Source organism: Mesorhizobium sp. M2A.F.Ca.ET.067.02.1.1 (genome assembly GCF_004023285.1).
Taxonomy (GTDB): domain Bacteria; phylum Pseudomonadota; class Alphaproteobacteria; order Rhizobiales; family Rhizobiaceae; genus Mesorhizobium.
The window spans coordinates 51,908-73,647 of sequence record NZ_RZSB01000002.1 but is presented as its reverse complement, the minus strand read 5'-3'; the positions used below and the strand labels follow the sequence as shown (position 1 = coordinate 73,647).

15 protein-coding genes and 7 pseudogenes are annotated in these 21,740 nt (G+C 59.2%); 13 read left to right on the top strand and 9 right to left on the bottom strand.

Features of this window, described 5'->3' with window-relative positions:
• Positions 1-819: 819 nt before the first annotated feature.
• From EOA28_RS39455 to EOA28_RS00660, 6 genes and pseudogenes are all read left to right on the top strand, one after another.
• Positions 820-923 (top strand): annotated as a pseudogene (locus EOA28_RS39455) (helix-turn-helix domain-containing protein); the annotation flags it as partial.
• 273 nt (positions 924-1,196) lie between these two features.
• Positions 1,197-2,678 (top strand): nitrogenase cofactor biosynthesis protein NifB, encoded by a 1,482-nt coding sequence (nifB, locus tag EOA28_RS00680; protein ID WP_024505233.1) that lies wholly within the window; start codon positions 1,197-1,199, stop codon positions 2,676-2,678.
• 29 nt (positions 2,679-2,707) lie between these two features.
• The gene (locus EOA28_RS00675) at positions 2,708-2,902 is read left to right on the top strand and encodes a 4Fe-4S binding protein (RefSeq protein WP_024505232.1); all 195 of its coding nucleotides are present in this window, start codon (positions 2,708-2,710) and stop codon (positions 2,900-2,902) included.
• Positions 2,903-2,987: 85 nt separating this feature from the next.
• Entirely contained in the window at positions 2,988-3,308 is a 321-nt protein-coding gene (locus tag EOA28_RS00670) for a nitrogen fixation protein NifZ (protein WP_024505231.1), read from the top strand.
• Positions 3,305-3,517 carry a putative nitrogen fixation protein NifT gene (nifT, locus tag EOA28_RS00665; RefSeq protein WP_024505230.1) on the top strand — a complete coding sequence of 71 codons (213 nt, stop codon included), beginning with the start codon at positions 3,305-3,307 and terminating at the stop codon, positions 3,515-3,517. Before EOA28_RS00670 ends, nifT begins: the two co-directional genes overlap by 4 nt.
• Before the next feature lie 34 nt (positions 3,518-3,551).
• Positions 3,552-4,445, top strand: a complete 894-nt coding sequence (locus EOA28_RS00660) for an SIR2 family protein (RefSeq protein WP_024505229.1) — start codon at positions 3,552-3,554, stop codon at positions 4,443-4,445.
• 307 nt (positions 4,446-4,752) lie between these two features.
• Here the strand turns inward: EOA28_RS00660 and EOA28_RS00655 are convergent, their stop codons facing one another.
• From EOA28_RS00655 to EOA28_RS00640, 4 genes and pseudogenes are all read right to left on the bottom strand, one after another.
• Positions 4,753-5,319, bottom strand: coding sequence for a sugar O-acetyltransferase (locus tag EOA28_RS00655; RefSeq protein ID WP_024505228.1), 567 nt, complete (start codon positions 5,317-5,319; stop codon positions 4,753-4,755).
• A gap of 582 nt (positions 5,320-5,901) precedes the next feature.
• Positions 5,902-6,945: pseudogene (gene nifA / locus EOA28_RS00650) on the bottom strand (nif-specific transcriptional activator NifA); the annotation flags it as partial.
• Between the two features lie 762 nt (positions 6,946-7,707).
• On the bottom strand, positions 7,708-8,916 hold the full coding sequence (locus EOA28_RS00645; RefSeq protein ID WP_127231680.1) for a beta-ketoacyl-[acyl-carrier-protein] synthase family protein: 1,209 nt from the start codon (positions 8,914-8,916) through the stop codon (positions 7,708-7,710).
• Positions 8,917-9,198, bottom strand: a complete 282-nt coding sequence (locus EOA28_RS00640; protein ID WP_126057635.1) for an acyl carrier protein — start codon at positions 9,196-9,198, stop codon at positions 8,917-8,919.
• Between the two features lie 370 nt (positions 9,199-9,568).
• On the opposite strand from EOA28_RS00640, the pseudogene EOA28_RS39885 reads away from it, so the two are divergent.
• Positions 9,569-9,697: pseudogene (locus tag EOA28_RS39885) on the top strand (LysR family transcriptional regulator); the annotation flags it as partial.
• A gap of 104 nt (positions 9,698-9,801) precedes the next feature.
• On the opposite strand, the pseudogene EOA28_RS00635 reads toward EOA28_RS39885, so the two are convergent.
• Positions 9,802-9,948 (bottom strand): annotated as a pseudogene (locus tag EOA28_RS00635) (multicopper oxidase domain-containing protein); the annotation flags it as partial.
• A gap of 993 nt (positions 9,949-10,941) precedes the next feature.
• Between EOA28_RS00635 and EOA28_RS38570 the strand changes: the two are divergent.
• A complete protein-coding gene (locus tag EOA28_RS38570) occupies positions 10,942-11,211 on the top strand; it encodes a hypothetical protein (RefSeq protein WP_024504272.1) in 270 nt (89 codons plus the stop codon).
• Between the two features lie 594 nt (positions 11,212-11,805).
• On the opposite strand, the gene EOA28_RS00625 is transcribed toward EOA28_RS38570, so the two are convergent.
• On the bottom strand, positions 11,806-12,747 hold the full coding sequence (locus EOA28_RS00625) for a TauD/TfdA family dioxygenase (protein WP_127389303.1): 942 nt from the start codon (positions 12,745-12,747) through the stop codon (positions 11,806-11,808).
• Between EOA28_RS00625 and EOA28_RS39880 the strand changes: the two are divergent.
• The 3 genes and pseudogenes from EOA28_RS39880 to EOA28_RS00610 all read left to right on the top strand — a co-directional run.
• A pseudogene (locus EOA28_RS39880) lies at positions 12,653-12,859 on the top strand (pyridoxal-phosphate dependent enzyme); the annotation flags it as partial. The gene EOA28_RS00625 and the pseudogene EOA28_RS39880 sit on opposite strands and share 95 nt — an antisense overlap.
• Positions 12,860-13,134: 275 nt before the next feature.
• A pseudogene (locus EOA28_RS00615) lies at positions 13,135-13,298 on the top strand (thioredoxin domain-containing protein); the annotation flags it as partial.
• Positions 13,299-13,339: 41 nt separating this feature from the next.
• Positions 13,340-14,794: a glutamate synthase subunit beta gene (locus tag EOA28_RS00610; protein WP_128314341.1), complete on the top strand. Its 1,455-nt coding sequence runs from the start codon at positions 13,340-13,342 to the stop codon at positions 14,792-14,794.
• 464 nt (positions 14,795-15,258) lie between these two features.
• Here EOA28_RS00610 and EOA28_RS39875 read toward each other — a convergent pair whose 3' ends face one another.
• A complete protein-coding gene (locus EOA28_RS39875) occupies positions 15,259-15,624 on the bottom strand; it encodes an extracellular solute-binding protein (protein ID WP_245454714.1) in 366 nt (121 codons plus the stop codon).
• Between the two features lie 1,054 nt (positions 15,625-16,678).
• On the opposite strand from EOA28_RS39875, the pseudogene EOA28_RS00600 reads away from it, so the two are divergent.
• Positions 16,679-16,899 (top strand): annotated as a pseudogene (locus EOA28_RS00600) (insulinase family protein); the annotation flags it as partial.
• A gap of 57 nt (positions 16,900-16,956) precedes the next feature.
• Positions 16,957-18,015, top strand: a complete 1,059-nt coding sequence (locus EOA28_RS00595; protein ID WP_024504268.1) for a class I SAM-dependent methyltransferase — start codon at positions 16,957-16,959, stop codon at positions 18,013-18,015.
• 606 nt (positions 18,016-18,621) lie between these two features.
• On the opposite strand, the gene EOA28_RS00590 is transcribed toward EOA28_RS00595, so the two are convergent.
• Positions 18,622-19,677 (bottom strand): hypothetical protein, encoded by a 1,056-nt coding sequence (locus tag EOA28_RS00590; RefSeq protein ID WP_126057630.1) that lies wholly within the window; start codon positions 19,675-19,677, stop codon positions 18,622-18,624.
• The gene (locus EOA28_RS00585; RefSeq protein WP_126057629.1) at positions 19,674-21,740 is read right to left on the bottom strand and encodes a hypothetical protein; all 2,067 of its coding nucleotides are present in this window, start codon (positions 21,738-21,740) and stop codon (positions 19,674-19,676) included. Before EOA28_RS00585 ends, EOA28_RS00590 begins: the two co-directional genes overlap by 4 nt.

Sequence of the window (21,740 nt, the reverse complement as noted above, 5' to 3'; positions counted from 1 at the left end):
CTGCACACACCCTCCCCCCCCGCCGATGGCGGGAGCGCGAGAATGGGTCGCGAAGCAGGATGGCTGGGCGTGGCAGGAACTCGCCACTGGCCACGACGCAATGATCCTCGCGCCGACGGAAGTTGCTCTCCTTCTTAGCGCAGTCGGCTGAGGAACCAAGTAGGGTGAGCGGCGGCCGATTCTCAGGCCGTGGCCTTGAGCTCTGGTGCACGGATAGGCCCAACGGGTCGTTCCGGTGGCGCCACCGAAACCACTAGGCGGGAGTGGCCTGTCCTGCCGACGTCGCAAGCTTGCGAGCGTTCCGCCGCGGCCGCAGCCCGTAGCGCCGGGCAACCTCCGAGATCACCGCGTCGGCTCCAGGGTCTCGGAATGACTCCGTGCCTTGTCGTCCATCGACCAATGCCGCCGACCAACAGCGCCGTTGATCACCCTCGAAAACGCCGAGGCTGCCGCTCAGGGTCAATCGTAAGTTCAAGTTCAGACACAAGCCGATCTCCGATCCACCTCAGAATCGGCAGGCCCACAGATCGCGGGTCCTCCTGGAAGGACACAGCGCTTACCCTTGAAATATGGAGAACCATGGCTTTGCGCCGTCGGCAGTTGAGCTGATCTCGCAATGCTATTTCCCCGGCAACGTCCGAGCCGGAGAACTGCGTGCTTGGCGTTCTCCTCTGGAAGGAACCAATCTTTCGGAACGTGGCAATGTCATCGACGAGCTCTCACGGGCCAGCACGATGCCGGTTCGGCGCATCGGCGCCCCCTGAACACGAGATAGCCACTTGCGATTCTAACGATACGGCCGGACGGGGGCTGAGACCGCGGCGGACGGAGCGTGACGGCTGATCGACACAATGGAGAAGGCCGGCTGGGTTCAGGCTAATGCGGCTCGAATTCTCGGCCTCAAGCTGCGACAAGTCGGCTAGGCGATACGCCGGCATAGTATCGAGGTGAAGGAAATTCTAAGAGCCTGATGAGCCAATCGTCAGGCCAGTGGTCTTGCGCGCCCTGTGCGCGACAAGGAGTGCTTCGTGCTTCTGAACGGATTTGGACTTGCACTGTCGCAAGCAGGACAAAATTGTGTCGCGCCGGCCTGACACAATGCGATATCGACCCGAATAGTGAACTGAAGCCGCTTTTTTCAGTTGGTATGGCTCTTGCACCTTGAACCGCGACGTTACCAGCAACGGAGCCGTTTGATGTCCTCACCGACAGTTTCGATTGAGGGGCCGACTAGCACGACATCCGAGGGTTTTCTGGCAGCCGCGAAATCCGGTGGCTGCGCATCGTCCTCCTACGGCTCGTCGCCGACCAGCCCGGGCGAAGGGGATCCGGCTATTTGGGAAAGGATCAAGGATCACCCCTGCTTTTCGGAGGAAGCGCATCATTATTTCGCGCGTATGCATGTGGCGGTCGCGCCGGCTTGCAATGTCCAGTGCAACTATTGCAATCGCAAATACGATTGCGCCAACGAGAGCCGGCCTGGTGTTGTGTCTGAGAAGTTGACGCCCGACCAAGCGCTACGCAAGGTCATCGCCGTTGCCAACAAAGTTCCGCAGCTTTCGGTTCTTGGCATCGCTGGGCCGGGGGATGCCTGTTACGATTGGGAGAAAACGAAGGCAACGCTCGACCGCGTCATCAGGGAAATCCCCGACATAAAGCTGTGCGTCTCCACTAATGGGCTCGTGCTGCCGGACCATGTCGCCGAGCTTGCCGAAATGAATGTTGATCACGTGACGGTCACCATCAACATGGTCGACCCGGAAGTCGGCGCGAAGATCTATCCATGGATCTTTTATGAAAATCGCCGCTACTTCGGCATCGAAGCCGCTCGAATCTTGCACGCGCGGCAGATGCTGGGCCTGGAGATGCTGAGCGCGCGCGGCATCCTCACCAAAATCAACTCGGTGATGATTCCTGGAGTGAACGACCAGCACCTGTTTGAGGTGAACAAAATGGTCAGGGAGCGGGGCGCGTTTCTGCACAACGTGATGCCTCTGATTTCGGACCCGGCGCACGGTACCCACTACGGACTCATCGGGCAGCGCGGCCCAACGGCAATGGAGATGATGGCTCTTCAGGATCGACTTGAAGGTGGCGCCAAGTTGATGCGCCACTGCCGGCAGTGCCGGGCAGATGCTGTCGGCCTGCTCGGTGAAGATCGTGGCCAGGAATTCACGCTGGACGGGATTCCCGACGATGTCGCCTACGATGCTGGCAAGCGTCAGGCCTATCGGCAGGTGGTCGCACACGAGCGCCGTGATCATGAGGCGGCGAGGAGCGAGGCCATCGGTATGGTCAAGGCAACAGACTCCGAAAAGTCGCTTCTGGTTGCGGTGGCCACTAAGGGAGGTGGACGGGTCAACGAACACTTCGGCCACGCGAAGGAATTCCAGGTTTATGAAGTCTCGCCTAGAGGGATCAGCTTGGTCGGGCATCGGAAGGTCGAGCGGTATTGCCTCGGAGGCGGGGGCGAAGACGCCATCCTCGAGGGCGTCATCGCAGCGCTCGAAGGCATACACATAGTGCTATGCGCCAAGATCGGAAATCGCCCGAAGGAACAACTCTCGCGAGCTGGACTGCGCGTAACCGACGCCTATGGCCATGACTACATCGAGACCGCAGTCAGCGCACTTTACGCGGCAGAGTTTGGGATCAGACCACTAGCGGCGACGGCCTGAGCCGTCTCGTCCGATAACCAGGAGTTAGAATGGCTTTAAAGATCATCGCATCCCAATGTACCCAATGCGGGGCCTGCGAGTTCGAATGTCCTTCGGAAGCGATCAAGTTCAAGGGCGACGCCTATGTGATCGATCCAAACAAGTGCACCGAATGCAAGGAGGCCTTCGATACGCAGCAATGCGTGTCGGTCTGTCCGGTACCGAAAACCTGCGTTCCCGCTTGATTCCTACCGAAACGGTCGGGTTCGCCGCACGACGACGCCTGCAACCCGCGACCACAACAAAAGCCTCGAGAAAGGAATGGACAGCATGTGGTCCAGACGCGAACAGGAGGTCGAAATCGGCAGACCGCCACGGTTCATGCAGGGTGAGCGGGTCCGTGCGATACGCCACATAAAAAACGACGGCACCTATCCCGGCAAGGAGATCGGCGAAAACCTCGTGCGGAAGGGCGACGAAGGCTACGTGCGCGACATTGGAACCTTTCTCCAGCAATTCTTCATCTATGCGGTCGAATGGATCGATCGTGGCACGGTCGTCGGCATGCGAGCGCGCGAACTCATTAGCCTCGACAAAGTCGAGGTTCCCTGCGGAGCTGAAGGCATTTCCAACGGGGGAACAGCCGGATGAAAGTAATGATTCGCAGGACCGCTACTGGCTTGTCGGCTTATGTCCCCAAGAAGGATCTCGAAGAGCCGATCACCGAGATTGAGAACGCTGACTTATGGGGCGGGACCGTGACGCTCAGGAACGGTTGGCGGCTCATGCTGCCCGACCTTCCGCGCGACACGCGTTTGCCGATCACCGTCGAGGCGATGAAGATTTCCGACGGGGCCTGATGCCGGTGGGTTCAGTGGCGGAGAGGAAACGCGTATGAACACGATGCTGAGCTGGGACCATCTCGTCGTCGTCCGGGGCAGTTTTGCCAAAAAACTGATTGACCTGCTGAACGGCGCTCTCAAGGCCGATCGAGTGATCCCCTATCTCGGTCCTGGTCTTCTGCAGCTTAACCCACCGGAATCACCTGTACCTTGCACCCCTGAAGATGTCGCCGCGGCCCTCAACAAGCGGGCGCCTGCCCCTTCCAGGATTCGCACCAATATGTGGTCGGTCGCGCAGTTTATCGAGCAGCGCCGACATCGTCGGACTCTCCAAGCGTGGATGGCGGAGATATTCGCAGCCCCCGCCGAGCCGACCGTTCTTCACGCCTGGCTCGCAACCCTTCAACTGTCTGTCATCATCGACAGCTGGTACGATGGCGCCATGCGAGCAGCCCTTGCAGAGGCCGGCCAAACAGACGTTGTCGAGATACAAGGAACGACGCGCGCGACCGGAATCGGTAACATCTGGACGAGAACTTACGATTTGTCAGGAACAGAACTCGAGGCCGAACAAGTGGCTAGGACGGTGCTCTATGCGCCGCACGGCAGCGTCAGGCCGGCGGCAAACTTCCTCGTGGCTGATTCCGATTACGTCGAAGTCCTAACCGAAATTGATATCCAGACGCCGATCCCGGACGCGGTGAAGCAACGGCGCGTCAACCGGGGTTTTTTCTTCGTGGGCTGCCGCTTCAACGATCAGATGCTGCGCACATATGCCAGACAGCTGATGAAGCGCTCCACTGGCCCACATTTTGCGGTGATCGATTCGGCTACGCTGACCAGAAACGAACGTCGTTTCCTTGCCGAAGGCGCAATCACGGTCATCGACATGCCGATCCGCAACGCCGCGGCTCGCCTCGTCGGGGTCGATGCTAGCCAGGATTAATGGCCGGCGATTGCTGGTGAGTCGCTGCTTGCCTCCAAGGGCGAAAACTCAGTTGGGAATACATTCGTGAGTAGTAATGCTAGTGGCAGCACAACGTAGGCTCTGAATTCGTTGGGCGATGTGAAAGGGTCCGCTGCTGCGGGACGTGAGCACGTTGCGGCGGCATTACGCACATGATCTTGTGACCCCCGTGGCAAAAGAACTGAAGCGCCCGAGTCGCGACAACATATGCAGCGCTCAATGGCTTCGACAAAAATTCGGCACAGTTTCGACAGTTCGCATGCACCTCCAGGGTCAACGAGGTTGATTATGCCTGTTTATGTGGGTCGGCCACGCGAGCAGGAATTCCCACTACCTTTGCCCCGGCGGGAACATCTCGTGTGACCACGCAGCCAGCGCCTACCACTGCATTATCACCAATCGTGACGCCAGGCAGAATGATTGCTCCACCGCCGATCCAGACACGGCTGCCAATGTGAACAGGACGCCCGACCTGCAGGCCGGCCTGCCGCTGCTCGGCATCATGTGGATGATCGGCGGTATAAATCTGCACAGCAGGCCCAATTGCCGTTCCTTGCCCGATTTTGACCTCTACCACGTCAAGAATAACGCAGTTGAAGTTGATGTAGGCATTGGCTCCAATGCGGATATTGAATCCGTAGTCGCAAAAAAAGGGCGGACGGATGACCGTTCCGCGCCCAACCTCTCCCAGCCGCTCGGACAAAAGCTCATGCCAATGCCCCGTGGTCTGCCCCAGCGTATCATTGTACCGCTTGAGCCAAGCCCCGGTGGCCAACAGGTCAGCTTGGATCTCCGGATCCGCCGCATTGTAAAACTCGCCTGCGAGCATCTTTTCTTTTTGGCTACGCATCATAGTCTCCCGTCAGGTCGTGTCCCGTACAGTGATGCAGGAACGCACATCAAACTGCCTCGGCAACTTTGTAACTCGGTCTTGCCGGGCGCGCGGTCGGTCACGAGCCGGGGCGACAGTTTCGTCTCGACCAACTTCCGCGAATTTGGATATCGCAGATCAACCGGTCGCAGGGGCCAATACCTGACGAGGTCGGCAACTGTCCAGCGGTCGAACTCACTTTCATGCCCATCTCAGATTGCGTGATATCGAGCGGTAAGCCATCAGCTAATGTATCGACCAGGTCCCGCCAGCGGAGATCTGCGCGTCGCCTCTACGCATGCTGGCGTGTCACCAATAATACATCGATTATTTCTGGATCCAGGCACGTCGAATTGATTTGCCTTGCGGTGTAGAGCGAAGTTACTAGCCATAGGATTACTCCTTTTTAGTTTGTCAGTCGCAGAGCCCCAGTATGACTACGTGGTAGAAAGCACACGGCCGGAATCTTGGCAGCGCTGTTCACACCCACTTCGTAAGCCTGGCCGATGGGCTCGCCAGAGCACCAATGCTTGACCTGCTCCAGCTCTTGCTCGGCGGGTTGTTTCAGAGACGCTTGATCTCGATACCGCGTTTTCTCAGCACGTAGCCGATCTGGCGCGGGGTCAAACCGAGCAGGCGCGCCGCCTTTGCCTGCACCCAGCCACACTTTTCCATGGCAGCAATGACCGTATCGGCATCGGGCACCCTACCACGACTCGTGGCAGGGCCTATCGGCGCTTGCCCGTCGCCGACGGGCGGGGCGGCACAGGCGGCGGAAGGCTGGATCGTAGTCGACTTCTCTGACGTCGGCGGTCCGTTCTTCCACAGCGCCGCGGCCAAGCACTGATCCGCGTAACAGGCAAAGTCAGTTCTGAGGATTGATGGACCCGTCGCCAGAACTGCCGTCCGTTGAACGCAGTTTTCGAGCTCTCGGATGTTGCCTGGAAATTCGCAGTTCATTAGCACCTCAATCGCTTCGGGAGCGAAGGTCAGCGTGTGATCATTCTCAGTATTGAAATTCTTGAGAAACTGAGCGGCCAAGAGCGGAATATCACCTCGCCTTTCGCGCAATGCCGGCACGCGTAAAGTGACGACGTTGATGCGATAATAGAGGTCTTGCCGGAACTCCTTGCGTTGAACTGCCGTTTCCAAGTCCCTGTTCGTTGCGGCAATCACGCGAACATCAACTTTAATGGTGTGGTTGCTGCCGACGCGCTCAAACTCCTGCTCCTGCAGGACACGCAGCAGCTTAGCCTGGAACGAACCTGATATTTCGCCAATCTCGTCCAGAAACAATGTGCCTTTGTCGGCAGCCTCAAAGCGCCCCTTGCGCAAACTGCTCGCGTCGGTGAAGGCACCCTTCTCATGACCGAACAAGTCAGATTCCAGAAGCGTCTCGGTGAGCGCCGCGCAATTGACCTTGATGAAGGGCTGCTTGGCGCGAGGCGAGAGCTCGTGAATGGCTTTGGCAACCAGCTCCTTACCGGTTCCGGATTCACCTCGCAACAGGACCGTAGTCTTCGCCTTGGCCACCTTGACAAGGTGCTCACGCAGCTTGCGCAGCGCCTGACTATCGCCAAGCATCTCCTTGCTGATCTTTTTACGTTCCATTTGGCAGCCCATCCCACTCCGCCACCCGCCGGTAGAACTGCACTGGACGGTGAGCTGTGTTGTATTTCGTCATCATCATTCTCGATCTCACCTTTGTTGCTTCGAAATTTTCGGCGCGCGGACGCCCTCGGCAAATGGCAATGGCGCCTGAGCATCGTTGCCTTTCACCAGGACGAGCGTCTTCCTCCGCGCGGGCGCTCGCAATATGCGGTTTGCGCAGGCCTTTACTCGACCGGTCGCTGTTCTGTCCGGCTTCTGCCGCACCGCAGCCTGCAAACTCATCCTTGACAAGAAAGGAGGGGAGTCAACCGAGCTCTCCTTGCATTTATGCAAGGAAAATTGTCAGTTTGATAGAATTCTATCAAAACGGCAGAAACGCCCCGCCCCAGTTTGGCTGTACCTGCGGCGTTCAGCGTACGTGACGACATGTGCGGACTTGTCCCAATTGCCATCCGAGTTGTGCGGAACAGTAGCTGCTGCGCTGTTCGCTTCAACCGCGTGAGGCCGGAGACAGTAGAGACGGCGGCTCGTCGAGCGAGGTTTCATTGTTCGGCTACTAAACCGGCTGTCCTTTGGTGGGAGTTGGTTTCGCCCAAGTTCTGGGCCTGGGGGCGTCTAGCCCGTTTCGCCGCACAGGCTCCTTCCACATCGTCGAGGCCGAGAAGGAGGGACCCCACAGCTCTCCCTGTATCACAATGCCCCGCCCCTCAAGCAGCTAGATACGACAGGTGACCTCAAATGAGGCGTCTTGCATGGCTTCTACACCTGCCTGAATGCCAGAACTGCGTTCGTACCGCCCATGGCGAAGGCGTTGCTCATGGCGACGCGCACCTTGCGCTCGCGCGGCACATTGGGTGTGATGTCGAGGTCGCAAGCGGGATCTGGCTCGCGATAGTTGGCGGTCGGCGGCACGACGTCCTCTTGGATTGCCATCACGCAGGCGATCATTTCAAGCGCGCTCGCTGCGCCGAGGCAATGCGCGTGCGTGGACTTGGTGGAAGAGATGGACATCGAATAAGCGTGGTTTCCAAACACACGCTTGATCGCCGCCGTTTCAGTCTGATCATTGCTTTTGGTACCGGTGCCGTGCGCGTTGAGGTAGTCGACGTCCTCGGCATTCAGCCCGGCATCGGCAAGGCAGGCGCGCATCGCCGACGCTGGCCCCTCGACAGATGGCGCGGCAATGTGGAAGGCATCGGCGGAAAGGCCGACGCCGGCGATCTCGGCAAGAATTGTGGCACCACGCCTCGTGGCATGCTCGTAGCTTTCCAGCACGGCCATGCCCGCACCCTCGCCCAGCACCAGGCCCTTCCTATCGGCGGAGAAGGGCCGGCAGGTATCGGGTGAAAGCACGCGCATTGCTTCCCATGCTTTCAGCACGCCCCATGCGAAGGGTGCGTCGCTGCCTCCGGAAACCATTACGTCGGCCCGGCCCAGCTTGATCTGGTCCACCGCCGAGGCGATCGCATGGTTGGCCGAGGCACATGCGGAGGTCACCCCGAAGACCGGCCCGCGCAAGCCGAGGCTCAAGCTAAGATGGACGGAAGCGGCGCTGGGCATCACCTTTACTCCAGTGAAGAGTTCAGCACGGATTGCGCTACCCAAAAGCAGTGAGCGGTAAGTTTGTTCTGTTGCGTATGAACCGGTAAATCCGACGCCCACTGTCGCGCCGAAGCGATGGGCATTCCCCTCGTCCCAGGAAAGTCCGGCCTGCCGCATGGCTTCGCGCGCTGCAAGCACGGCGAGCAAGCTGAAGCGGTCCATGGAGATGAGATGCCCCCGGTTGATGTCGTGCTGGGGCAGCGCCTTGATCTCAGCGCCGGTCATGCCCTCCAGGTCATGAAGCTCGGAATTGGCGATCGGGCCGATGGCGGAGCGGCCTTCGCGCATCTCTTTCCACATAGAGGCGGCGTCGGTGCCCAGTCCGCACAGGCCGCCCACTCCGGTGATAACGACGCGCCTGTCCATTCAAGCCTCCTTCGCAAGCAAGCCGCGGACGGCTTCCACGACGTCGCCGACATTCTTGAGATTGGACCAGGCATCGGCCGTGTTCATGTCGATCTTGATGCCGTAGGCCTGCTCCACATCCCAGAGGACGTCCGCCAAACCCAGCGAATCAAACCCGAGCGCGTCCAGTTCCGTGGCGATTGTTATCTCGCCGACGAATGACGTAGGCATTCCCTCACCGCTCTCCGACTCGGCGCGTTTCTTGATCAGGGCAATGACGTCCGTTGCGAATTGATCGGCCATTCTGTTTCCTGTCTTTCTTTCCCGCGTTTCGACCTGGACGCGGCTCAGTTCCTGAGGCGCGCCGCGTCGCGAAAGCCATCACGCTTGGGCAACTGACAAAGCCCAATGCTCATAAAGCCGGATCAGGTCCGGCCGGTGTGTGGCGTAGGTGCAGTATGACGATGTGAGCCGCTACACCGTGCGCGTCTCCCAGTCTGTCCATAGACTCGGAAGAAGTCGGACCCGGTCAGTTGCAACTCCCTTTCCCAGCACTCCACTGCCCGGTAGAGCGCATGAAAAATCTCCTTTCGGGCGGTTTCTGTTCTGCCCATGCAGGATTCCAGAACATTGATGAAATCGTTTGTTTCGATGAAAGGCATCCACACTTTGGATGGTTGACACGCGTTTCAAAGATCGTGAACTACATCTCGTCGTTGTGCTCGACGCACTCCCGACAGAGCGCAACCTCATGGGCGCGGCATGCAGGATTAACCGAGCCCAGCCGGTCATGAGTGCGGCCGGCCGGGTCGGGCGATAGGCAGTCATGCCCTGCCCTTCCTGCGGGTCAAGCACTCCGAAAAAACATTTCCCCCATAAATGCTAGATCTTCCGTTGCCTTTTCGCGGGCTTCTGCGTGAGGTGAGGCACGCCATCCATGGCATGTGGCACACGCACGCGATGCCAGTGCACGGTCGTTTTCTCGGCAAGGCCGTTCTCTACCTCGACCCGCACGCGCTCGCCCTGACGGACCCGGATTTCCGGGCCTGGAACGGGCCTTCGGCGCGCAATCGAGCCCGGTTCACCCGGCCCAATGGCGTCCACTTTGGGGGCGCATGCACTGCAGACCCGCTGGACCTGATCCGGGAGAGGATGGGCGCGGCGATTGGAATAGCTATGAAAGCGCATCGGACCGTGGAACTGCGCGCGCAGACTTTCGGAGGAAGGCTCGCTTTTAAACGTTATCGTGCAACTCTGACCGTTCTTCGCCTTGGCGGGTGCCGCGGAAGAATCCCGGGTTCTGCGAGCGCTGCGAGAACACCTGCGGTCGATCCTGTACCACAATCTCGCGAAGCTCGATGCTCTCTACAAACGATGTCTTGGATTCTCACGCCCTTATTTCAGCACTTCGCTCGCTTGCCCGACTCGGCCGCGGTCAGCCTTCACCGCCAATTTTATTGGCGCAGCGACGTTCCTATCGGTTCAGGCGAAGCTTCTTGAACCTGCCGCTCTCTCGTTGCCCTGGCACGATTAATCGTCCTCTCAGTCTGTCATTGGCGGAGTCGCTCCTGAGGCGCGCGCCGGCGAGTTCGAGGAGCGCGTGGCTATCTCCTCGGTCCAGCCGGATTCCGCTGCGCGCTCAGCCAATTCCTGGAAGGCCGATTCCAAGGCGAGCTGGCATTGAAGGCCGCGGTCCGGATGGTCGACTAGCTTGGTTCCACGATCGCAATGCTTGATCGCTTCATTGCAGGCCATGGGCTCTCGCCCTCTCCTTTTGCCACACGAGGCGCCAGCTCACGTGTTGTGCGCCCCGGCAACCGCTTTCACCAGCCGCTCCAGCGATCCCGCGCGCTCCAGCTCCGCAAAGAATGATGCGGCGTGACGCTACCCAGCCGGTGCTTCTCGGCCATTTGCACACATAGGGATAGTCGACCATGAAATCGGACCGAGGCGAGGCGTTGGACGTTTCAGTCTTGGTCTGAATGCGCCGCCCACGAGCCGATCGGCCTTCTCGATGATTTGGCGCACCCTCGTTGTCGACAAGCCATGTTCCTGAGCCAGGTCGGCGAAACTCTTGCCCTTCAGAAAGCCGTCGACCAGGGCTATGTTCCTATCGACGGTCGGCTAAATCCCAGCAGGCGCGCGCAGTTTTCCGGCATCATTCCGTTTGTTCATCCGCTTGTCCGCGCCCCCTGCAAATCCTACCGGGCCAAATCGGTGCTTGGAAGACCCACTCATGTCATGGCCTCGGGAAAGTACAAGGCCGACGGTTATGTGAATACGAAAGATGCTGGCGATCACCATGATCGTTGGTGACCGCTGACCTCCCCAATGTCGGCTTCGACGGCACACCGGGAGCTCTCGGCAATGTTGAATAATTCCGTTTGAAGATGGTTGACTTCGTCGTCGAGGCTCGATCCATCAGGATCGGTATCGACGATTCTATATTTGAGAAACCCAAATTCGTTTGACTCGCGCAATTCGCTGTACGGCGTATCATCGCAAGCGCGGGATTCCGACATCCTGCGAAGTGCCCGCGTTGCTGGAATCGATTTTGCGGAAGTAAAAAGGCCCCGGCGCTGGGTCGGCGCGCAGGGCCTTCAGGCATGTACGAGCTACCAGCATGTCCAGTTATGATCGTGCGCTATCATAATGAACAAACGGTGAATGATCGCTATCCGAGGTGCAGGGCGGGCGAGATGGTGGGGCGGTGGGGGACCTGTACCGCTGCAGCGGGGCCACGAGCAGCGACTCGAGCCATGCGCCACGCTGCAGGACCTCGATTTCGGGCCAAGCCTCGAGCCCGCAACTCGCCTTGCTTCTCGGAAATCATAAGGCTTTGTGGGGCGGTTAAGCAGCGCGATATGGCCGCGGCGATACGAAGTTTTCATCTTTACCCTGTTCAGACGGTCAGGCTGCCTTCGCCGCCGGCTTGGCTGCCTTGACATGGGTTATACTGCGGCGACCGTCGACGCCGATCGGAACGTCACCGTCAACCGTAGCGCGACGCACAACCCGGTGCTGGTCGCCATAGTCGTTGACCGCATAATGCTGGTTAGCACGGTTGTCCCAGATAGCGACGTCGCCTACTTGCCAGCGCCACCGCACGGTATTTTCCGGGGCAGTGACGTAGGACTGGAACACCTCGTAGAGTTTGGCGGAATCGCTCTTGGAAAGGCCGACGAGGCGCTGCACGAAATTGCCGAGCAGCAGCGACTTCTCCCCGGTTTCCGGATGGACGCGCACGACCGGATGCTCGGTCTCGTAGATCGTCGATGTGAAAACTTCCTCGAAGTGCTTCTTCTCTTCGGCTGTGGCGCGCGGGCGCACGGCTGCGTAGTCGTAGGCATTGCTATGAATAGCCCACAGATTGTCCGCCAATATTTTGAGCGGCGCCGGCAGATTCTCGTACGCGGCGTGCGTGTTGGACCAGATCGTGTCGCCCCCCGCCGCCGGAATGACGACGCCACGTAGGACCGAGAATTTCGGATAGGCATCGACGAAAGTCACATCGGTATGCCACTGGTCTGCCCTGCCACCGCCACGGCCGGAATCGAGATTGAGGATTGAGGCCGTGCCGGCTGCCGGCCCCTGCGTGGGATGAGGTACAAGGTTACCCAGACGCCGCGCGAACAATTCCTGCTCCGCATCGTCGAGATGCTCCTGGCCGCGGAAGAAGATCACCTTGTGTTTTAGAAGAAGCTGGTTGATGGCTGCTATCGCTGCGTCCGAAAGGTCTCCACCAAGGCGAACTCCTCTGATTTCAGCTCCAACACGGCTGGTCAGCGGTACAACGTCGGAGTCAGGAATTCTCTTCGTCAAGCTCGAAAGCCAAAATCCCGGCGGATCGATCAAGGATCGCATTGCGTTGTCGATGATCGTTAATGCCGAACAGCGTGGCCAGCTCGCGCCGGGCGGTACAATCATCGAAGCGACCGCTGGCAACACAGGGCTCGGCCTGGCCTGGCGGCACGAAGCGCGTGATCGCGTGTCCAAAAGCTGACAGCGTCAGACAAATGTCAGGTTCATTACAACCAACATCTGGGCACTGACGAGGTTTTTCGAAGCAATGGGCGCTAACTGCGCGCTGAGCGCGTTGGCATGGCTTTTGAGACTGAGTGACTGTGACTGCACTTAATGGGGCAAGACGAGCGATGCGCTCCTCCCTGAACCCGTGTGCCGTCTCTGAGAGGAAACCAGCTCGTGCAGAAACCTTTGGAAATAGCTTTGGACCGCAACGTGGTATTGCAGATGGAGTCCCCGGCTCCTTCGATTAGAGTCGAGAACTGGCTGCATGGCGAGCCCCTCACGAGCTTTGAGCCCGGCAAGTGTACATAGTCGAATTTTGGGCAACTTGGTGCGGCCCATGTGTGGACGGGATGCCCCATCTGATCCAGCTGCAGGGCGTCGCCAGGCGCGCCATCTGGACAGCAGGAGCTGGACTATGGGCAAGGTAACAGGCTTTCTCGAAATCGACCGGCAGGTGCACAAGTACCAGCCGGCCTCCGACCGCATCCGGCATTTCCGTGAATTCACGCTGCCGATGTCGGACAAGGAGGTCGAGAAACAGGCCGCGCGCTGCATGGATTGCGGCATTCCGTTCTGCCATGGGCCGACCGGCTGCCCAATCCACAACCAGATCCCGGACTGGAACGATCTCGTCTACAATGGCGACTGGGATAGCGCGATCCGCAACCTGCATTCGACCAACAATTTCCCGGAATTCACCGGCCGCATCTGCCCCGCACCTTGCGAGGAAGCCTGCACGCTGAACCTCGAGGACATTCCCGTCGCCATCAAGACGGTCGAGCAGGCGATCGCCGACAAGGCTTACGAGACCGGCCATATCAGGCCCTATCCGCCGGAGAAGAAGACCGGCAAGCGCGTCGCCGTCATCGGCTCCGGCCCGGCCGGCATGTCGGCTGCCCAGCAGCTCGGCCGCGCCGGCCACGACGTCCATGTCTATGAGCGCGAGAGCCGGCCCGGCGGGCTGATGCGTTACGGCATTCCCGACTTCAAGATCGAGAAGCACTATATCGACCGGCGCATCGAGCAGATGCAGGGCGAGGGCGTCACCTTCCATTGCGGCGTCAATGTCGGCGTCGACAAGCCGGTTGCCGAGCTGCTCGCCGAACATGACGCGGTGCTTTATTGCGGCGGTTCCGAAACGCCGCGCGCGGCCGGCATTCCCGGCGACGATCTCGGCGGCGTGCATGACGCGATGCCCTATCTGGTGCAGCAGAACAGGCGTGTCGGCGGCGAACCGATCCAGTCGGTGGCGTGGCCGTCGCATCCGATCCTCGCCGGCGGCCAGCATGTGGTCGTCGTCGGCGGCGGCGATACCGCGTCCGACTGCGTCGGCACCGCCTTCCGCCAGGGCGCGGTCCGCGTCACCCAGCTCGACATCCGTCCGCAGCCGCCGGAAAAGGAAGACAAGCTTTCGGTCTGGCCCTACTGGGCGACCAAGATGCGCACCTCGTCCTCGCAGGCCGAAGGCGCCGAGCGCGAGTTTCAGGTGGCGACGCTCGAGTTCATCGGCGAAGACGGCCAGCTGACCGGGGTCAAATGCTGCGAGGTCGACGAAAAGCGCAAGCCGATCGCCGGCAGCGAATTCGTCATTCGTGCCGATCTCGCGTTCATCGCCATCGGCTTTGCCGGGCCAGCCGCTCGCGGGCCGGTGTCGGAACTGGCCGGCCAGATGAAGATCGCCATTGACAGCCGCCGCTCGAAGAATGTCGAGGCCAATGACCGGGACTACAGGACCAGCGTCGAAAAGCTCTATGCGGCGGGCGACGTGCGGCGCGGCCAGTCGCTGGTCGTCTGGGCGATCCGCGAGGGCCGCCAGGCGGCGCGCGCCATCGATGAGGCGCTGATGGGATCGAGCGTGCTGCCGCGCTGAGTCCGTCTCGAGACCCTACTTGTGCGGCCACCTGAAGGCGCTTTCCGCCCTTCCGCTGCCCCGGGCAGCTTACGGACTGATCGCCGTGGTCGTTTCGGTTGTGGCCCCGGCCGCAGGCTGCCGCCTTGGCGGCCAAGAAAAATCGTCGGCGCGGCCGGGCGAAGCAGCGCTGGGTTTAAGTGCTTGGGGTGACACGGCGTGATCTCCGCCGTTGGCGGGAACAGGGCAGTGCAATAGTACTGCCCTGTTCCTTTTGATCAGAGGCCAGTGCGGATTTCTTCGGCAAGCGCCCTCAACGTCGTCTCGACGTCATCGCCGTTTGCCATCTTCTGCATCGCCACGGCCCATGCGTTCATGGCTTCGCCGAAGCCGACACGCGGTGTGAAAGCCAGCGCGGCTTGATCCTGTATCTTTTTGAAGCTGTCAACGAAGTTGTTGAACTCGGGCTGCGAAGCGTACTTAGTCTAGGTATCGTCCTGCCAGGTCGACGTGCGCGGCGGATTGACGAGCTGGCCAGCAAGGGCACCCTTGAGCGCCACCTGCTTGGAGGTGGCCCACGGGATGAACAGCCAGGCCGTGCCCTTCTTTTCGGAAGCCGCGTTCATGGCGAGAGCCCAGATCCAGATGTCAGAATCCAAGCTCGTGGCGCTCGGTGCGTGCAGCGGCGGAGCGAAGGCGATCTTGCCGGATGCCGGCTTCCCCGCAACATCGTTCCAGAAGCCGAACATTTTTGAGTCGATCGTCATCGCGGTGCGGCCGGACGAGATGCCGTCCACGACCTGGTTCCAGTTATCATTGGCGAAGGAAGGAGCCGCGCACTTCTTGATCATGTCCGAATGTAGTCGTATCCAGCATCGGTAAGCTTCGGATCACTCAGGTATTTGTCCAGCAGGCGCCACTCGGAGCGAGGTCCTACGCGGGCTGAATGCCAGTGCCGAACACATCCCATGCTGGCGACTTCGTCGTCAGTTGGATCGTCATCTTGTTCCAGTAAGAATCGTCTGGGTAGAGTTCCGGCGTGACCTTGATGCCGGGTCAGCTTCTCGAACTCCGGAAAGTTGCGCAGCGAGAGCATCCGCATAGGGGTGGATGTCGTAGGCCCAAGTTATGCTGGTCCCTTCGAATTGACGCCAGTTCACGGTGTCGGCAGCGGCCGAATTAGTGAGCGATGCCGAAACGGCAAGAAACGCCAAGTCAAAAGCAAGCTGTTTGCGTAGCGACGCGCACCTGTAACGAGTACGGGGAATGAGCGACCCATGTAATCCTCCCTGGGGCATTTTGCCAATTTTTGGGTCCACTCCTCCATCCCGAGTTTGCTCATAGCCACAATAAGCGGTTTCCAACGACCTCGCTCTGAATGCACCAGGCCAACTGGGTAAAAACGGGTAACCGGCACTTAAAGGCGATGTAGTATCGCCACCAGAAATACTGCTCCGTGGTGCTGGCCTTTGCCTGGGGGCGCAACACGGCAACTACCCGCTCAAAACGGTTGGTCCTCTACCTCTTATTCACCGTCGCTTTCCTCGCGGCCTAACCCGGCCGGAATATCCGTTGCCAGAAAAAGGCCTCGCGGCCGGTTCGAGGCGCATCCCTCCTCCGAAGCAGCACGCTCAAGTATCGTCACAAGCCCCGAGCGCTTCGCGTTCGGCGATGTCCAAATTCCGACAATGTCGGATACAGTCAGATCTACTGGATTGCGTTTGAATGGTTTTCTCATTTGGCACAGTACATGCGGGTCATCCGCAAAACACGTGACCGACCAACAAGAGTTCGCATGATCACCTTACCACAACATACAGCCGCCGCGGAACAATCACTTGGCCCCTGATCGCCCGCCCCGGCACCACAACCGGAGTCATCGATGTTCTGACAGGCTGCCCAAGGATACCTGCTGCAACAGGGCTTGCCCTGGTGACGACCACTCCGGCTCCGCCGGTTACCGACGAGGGCAAAGTGACGGATTTCCTGCTTTTCAACGGCATGGAGGTGGCTGTCATTCCCGACCACCGCGCCGCTCGTCACCGATATGGTCTGGTGCAGGATCGGCAGCGCGGATGAGCCGCCGGGGATATCTGCATGTCTTCGAGCATCTGATGCTCAAGGCGCCTCATGACGAGCACGGCTCCGTCGCCTGGAGAGATTGAACCCAAAGGGAGATTCAGATGTCTGAAGCGAATCAGGAAAAGTTGGACGCATTCTTGGGGAAAATGGTCGGCGATCTCGGTGCGATCGCAACGGGCGCGGGAGTCCTGCTGGGGGACAGACTCGGCCTGTTTAAGGCATTGCGCGAAGGCGGCAAGATGACGGCCGCCGAACTTTCGACACGCACCGGCACCCAGGAACGCCTCGTAAGGGAATGGCTTTCCGGGCAGGCGGCGGCGGGTTACGTCGACTACGATGAAGCGAGCGACAAATTCTATCTCAACGCCGAGCAAGAGCTGGTGTTCGCTGATGAAGACAGCCCGGCCTTCATGGCAGGCGCATTCGAGTTCCTGTCCGCGCTGTGGCTCGATGAAGAAAAGGTGAGGCAGGCATTCCAGTCCGGCAAGGGCGTCGGGTGGCACGATCATAGCGCGTGTCTGTTTCGCGGTACGGAACGGTTCTTCCGTCCAGGCTACAATGCCAATCTGATCGACTCCTGGCTGCCGGCCTTGGAGGGCGTCGTCGAGAAGCTCGAACGCGGCGTGGACGTCGCGGATGTTGGATGCGGTCATGGTGCATCGACCGTGCTCATGGCACAGGCCTTCCCCAATTCGCGCTTCGTCGGCTTCGACTATCATGCCCCCTCGATTGAGCGCGCCCGCAAGGCGGCCGAGGTAGCCGGCGTCGGCGTTAACACGCGGTTCGACGTGGCGGCCGCCAAGAGCTATCCCGGAACGTATGACCTCGTCACATTCTTCGATTGCCTTCACGACATGGGCGACCCGACGGGCGCCGCCACCCATGTCCACGGATCGCTCAAGCCGGACGGCACGTGGATGATCGTCGAGCCGTTCGCGCATGATCATCTGGCGGCGAACCTCAATCCCGTCGGCCGCGTTTACTATGCCGCTTCCACTTTCGTGTGCACGCCCGCATCCGTGTCGCAGGAAGTCGGGCTCGCGCTTGGAGCCCAGGCCGGTGAGGCGAGGCTGCGCAAGGTTGTGACCGGCGGCGGCTTCAAGCGATTGCGTCGCGCCGCGGAGACACCGTTCAACATGGTGCTGGAGGCCCGCCCTTAGCGTGGCCGTCGCCAGAAATTGCAGCTCATCGCATTTGATTGAAGATCACCGCCAAAAATCCGGACGCATCGGGGACATTTTCAAGGCGCCTGGGTTCACGCAGAGGTCGCTGCCGAGTTGTGTGCCAAGAGTCCCATACGTTGCGGCTCAGAAAGGACCCGACGCACGGCTACGAACATGCCCATAGTGATGGCCGCTATAATCACATATGCCCACCATGGCGCGTTCACAAAGCTGGTAAGCCACGTCGCACCGAACGCGCTTACGACAAAAACGAGAGCCTCGATAAAATGACTGAGCCTGTACACATTCAGTCGTCTCATCCTCATACCACCCATCCAAAGACTGAGCTTGTTGCGCTACTGCGACAGAGCCTAACATATTGGAGAGCGCTCACTATTTCTATGCTAAACAGTCTCGCCTGAGTATATGTTTTGAGTCGCTAATTATGGAATTCTGCCAGTCTGCATTTCCCCTGATCTGATGTAGAGCAGCTTCTAAGTGGGAATTAGTCCCCCATCGACCGGATCGGGCGACACGAACATGCGCTGAAGGCTTGGCGGAACGGCTACTGGGACCATGATGCTACTCGAATGCAAGATCGTGTCAGAACGTCCCGGGAAGGCTGCAGGCAGGGGATGTCAGGTCAATCAGCCTATAGATATGATACCGCCCATTCGCTGAGACTTCACGATGGGCATAGGAGGTGGGAATTCGTGCCTTGAGATGGACGCGGCTGTCGGAGCAGGCGAGCACGGCAGCAGCGATGGCCTGAACCTTCGGGCCGCTGACAAAAACGTTCACCACCGCACGCGAGCCGAACCCGTCGAGATACGTCTCGAAAGCATCGAGGTGGGCCATCAGCCCGAAAGCCTGGATGTCGCGAACTTCGCCATCTTCGAGCCGGTGGGTTTCACGTACCTTGGCCACCTGTTGATCGAGCAAAGCATCGATATGCGCATTCTTCTCGCTTCTTGGGACGAGGAGCGAGATCCGTTCCGGACTGACGATATCGATCAATCCGTAGAATACGTCGGCATCTCCTCCGATCCCCACGAGCAGGACTTTCTCTTCGCCCATTCCTCCGCTGCCTTGAAGATGAGGGACGGTGACGTATCGGTCCAAGCCGCTGGAAAAATCCTCTTTGCCGATCGCGTTCCCGTAGATACCTTCGGCGTACCCGAATTCGAGAGACTGAATCGACATTTTCTTGAATGCCACCGCAATCAGCCATTGGATGTAGATTCGCGGCATCGTCGAGCACTCGACGAAAACCTTCCGCAGGCTTCCTTCGTATGAGCCACATGAAGCGGCCATCTGAGTGAGCAGGTGATCGAGGAGATTGATGTTCTTCTGATACTCGATGGAAGGCTCGAGGGTGATCGCAGTCACTTCGACGCCCCATCGGGTACCCATAGCGATGAGCTTTCGCCGGTTTTCTTCGACGGCTGGGACGTTCGCTTCCTTCAGAGCAAAGTCCAGAACCACGATTTTGCCGACCTTCAGGTCAAGATGGTTTTCGAACGCGGCGAAACGCGTTTCCCATCCAAGCGCGACGATCGCGATATCTGCCTCCATCGTTTCGCAGGTACCTGCATCTCTCGCCTTCTCAGTGACGGCCAGATGGCCGAAGACTCGATACTCGACAGTTGAAGCGGTCATTCGAGATCGCTCTCGAAAAGCGAGTGCTGGAATTCGGTCTTGAGTGCGGGCCGCGCGACGAGCTCCTTAAACACCGAGTCGGCCCAGTCTTCTGGGAGCCGATGCCTGGTAAAAAGCAGGTCGACCATCTGCGCCGCAGGGATTGTGTTGATTTCGTACGGGCCGCGATAGGAGAACCCGAAGTAAGGTGCAAATCGCCGATGCAATCTGATCAGCATCTCCTTCGATGCGGGGTCGGCGCGGTCCACCTCAAAGTTGCCGGCGGCGGAGACCTCCCGGATAAACCCATCCCTTTCCGCCCGACGCAGGACCTCGTCCAGTTTTCCGCTGGGTTGCTCCAGTCGGTTCACCAGCGAGCGCATTTCCTTTAGATCAACCCTGAAAATGCCTCTCTCTGTCGTTCCTAGAGCATTTTCTTCGGCAAACTCTGTCTGGAGGCGAGCGGTCAGGTAACCCAACGCCCGCACCATGCGCACGCTCTCTTCTTCGTACGGATGTGAAAGCGCCTGAAGTCCATCAAGCTTCCGTTGAGAGGCGGCGTTCACAGCCTGTCTCTGCTGTTCGAGATGAATCTGTAAATCCGAGTTGATGAATTCCACCAGTTTTCGTGGATCACTGGAACTCGGAACACTGCGGCGGAAGATCTCTCCCATTATATCAAGGAAATCGCGTATACAGACGTCGCTCAATGATGTGATGATCTGGTGCCCTACGTACGGGTAGTCATGCAGACGCAGCATCTGGCACGCTTTCAGAAAAGCCCATCCCTGTTTCCGGGCGATCGACCTCTTCAGATTTGAAGCATCCGCCTTGCTCATGGGCCGGCGCTTGATTTCCGGGTTCATGAGCGCGAGCGCCAGCCCTTCGGCATAAGGGCGCGCTTTTCGATCAAGAAGGAATTGCTGCTGATCCGCCGTCCTCAAATTCACGGAGAGGAATTCACGTGCTGCATCAGCGAGTGCCACAAGCTCTTCTCTGCCCTCGGAATGACCCGATATGATAACCCGCTCGATGATGTCATTGACGGAAAGCCGCCCCAGCCGGTTTTTGAGCGAAAACGCGCTGAGCGCATCGTTGCGCTTGAGATCACTCCGCAGATGGTCAGGAAGCGCATAGTAGAGCCGAAGCGACGACACGTTCTCGCACAGCGTGGCGAACTCCCTCGGATCGACTGAATCAAGATTCTCGACGTCCCGGTCAGCATTCGAGAGCGACTGGCCGGGTATGATCGTCCGGATCGTGTCGTAAAGGCCGCCGATGTAGGCGAGGACCCATTTCACATTGCCGCGCGTCTTCCTCACCAAGGTGTTCAGGAACTGCTGTTGGAGCGGTGTCAGTGCCTCACAGTCGTCAATCAGGATCTTGAAGAAGGGCGCCCTGTCACCGGCGAAAGATGGGCCATTTAAAAGTGGGGTGATCGCGGTCGCGACCTTGTTAATGATCGCGCCAGGGTCTGTCGCTCTGAAGCCGGTCGCTCCCTCATCGGCGGCAAAGAAGAACGCGTTGAAGCATTCGTCGACGTACCGGGTTATCCCACCCCGCAGCTCATCTATGCTGAAGAAGTCGAGACGGGCAGGTTGGGGTATGAAGTGCAGCACTTCGCGATGCAGTGCCAAGGCGACGTCCCTATCTTCAGAGGCCCGGTATTTCAAGTGGCTGTCGCGTCTGAGCTGGCTGATGCTCTCGAGCAGGCGTTCGACTATCTTCAGCTCCAGATAGTGAGAGAAGATTACGAATTGCCGCGGGATCACGGCGGCCGTGTCGAAGCGTATCCGCTCCGGAATGAGGTTCAGAACCGCGTTGTCGATTAGGGGCGAAAATGTCTCATTGAGCTGGAAGAAGACGCCATACCAGCCGAGCTTGCCGACTTGGTCCGCGAGACTTTTGTCTTCGAGGATATGAACTGTGGAAAGCGAGCGAAGAATACTGGTCTTGCCGCTGCCTCTCGTCCCTGCGACGAAGACCGGCTTGGCGGCGGCAGAAATCAAGGCCGACTTCTGACTGAACCACAGTATCGGGCGACTTTCGTACTCGATCCTGTTGGGGCCGAACGGATTCTCCAT

Bases quoted from the DNA above. Each gene is read 5' to 3' on its own strand.
- nifB (WP_024505233.1), top strand. From the start codon at position 1,197: ATGTCCTCACCGACAGTTTCGATTGAGGGGCCGACTAGCACGACATCC.
- EOA28_RS00675 (WP_024505232.1), top strand. From the start codon at position 2,708: ATGGCTTTAAAGATCATCGCATCCCAATGTACCCAATGCGGGGCCTGC.
- EOA28_RS00670 (WP_024505231.1), top strand. From the start codon at position 2,988: ATGTGGTCCAGACGCGAACAGGAGGTCGAAATCGGCAGACCGCCACGG.
- nifT (WP_024505230.1), top strand. From the start codon at position 3,305: ATGAAAGTAATGATTCGCAGGACCGCTACTGGCTTGTCGGCTTATGTC.
- EOA28_RS00660 (WP_024505229.1), top strand. From the start codon at position 3,552: ATGAACACGATGCTGAGCTGGGACCATCTCGTCGTCGTCCGGGGCAGT.
- EOA28_RS00655 (WP_024505228.1), bottom strand. From the start codon at position 5,319: ATGATGCGTAGCCAAAAAGAAAAGATGCTCGCAGGCGAGTTTTACAAT.
- EOA28_RS00645 (WP_127231680.1), bottom strand. From the start codon at position 8,916: ATGGACAGGCGCGTCGTTATCACCGGAGTGGGCGGCCTGTGCGGACTG.
- EOA28_RS00640 (WP_126057635.1), bottom strand. From the start codon at position 9,198: ATGGCCGATCAATTCGCAACGGACGTCATTGCCCTGATCAAGAAACGC.
- EOA28_RS38570 (WP_024504272.1), top strand. From the start codon at position 10,942: ATGTTCCTGAGCCAGGTCGGCGAAACTCTTGCCCTTCAGAAAGCCGTC.
- EOA28_RS00610 (WP_128314341.1), top strand. From the start codon at position 13,340: ATGGGCAAGGTAACAGGCTTTCTCGAAATCGACCGGCAGGTGCACAAG.
- EOA28_RS39875 (WP_245454714.1), bottom strand. From the start codon at position 15,624: ATGATCAAGAAGTGCGCGGCTCCTTCCTTCGCCAATGATAACTGGAAC.
- EOA28_RS00595 (WP_024504268.1), top strand. From the start codon at position 16,957: ATGTCTGAAGCGAATCAGGAAAAGTTGGACGCATTCTTGGGGAAAATG.
- EOA28_RS00590 (WP_126057630.1), bottom strand. From the start codon at position 19,677: ATGACCGCTTCAACTGTCGAGTATCGAGTCTTCGGCCATCTGGCCGTC.
- EOA28_RS00585 (WP_126057629.1), bottom strand. From the start codon at position 21,740: ATGGAGAATCCGTTCGGCCCCAACAGGATCGAGTACGAAAGTCGCCCG.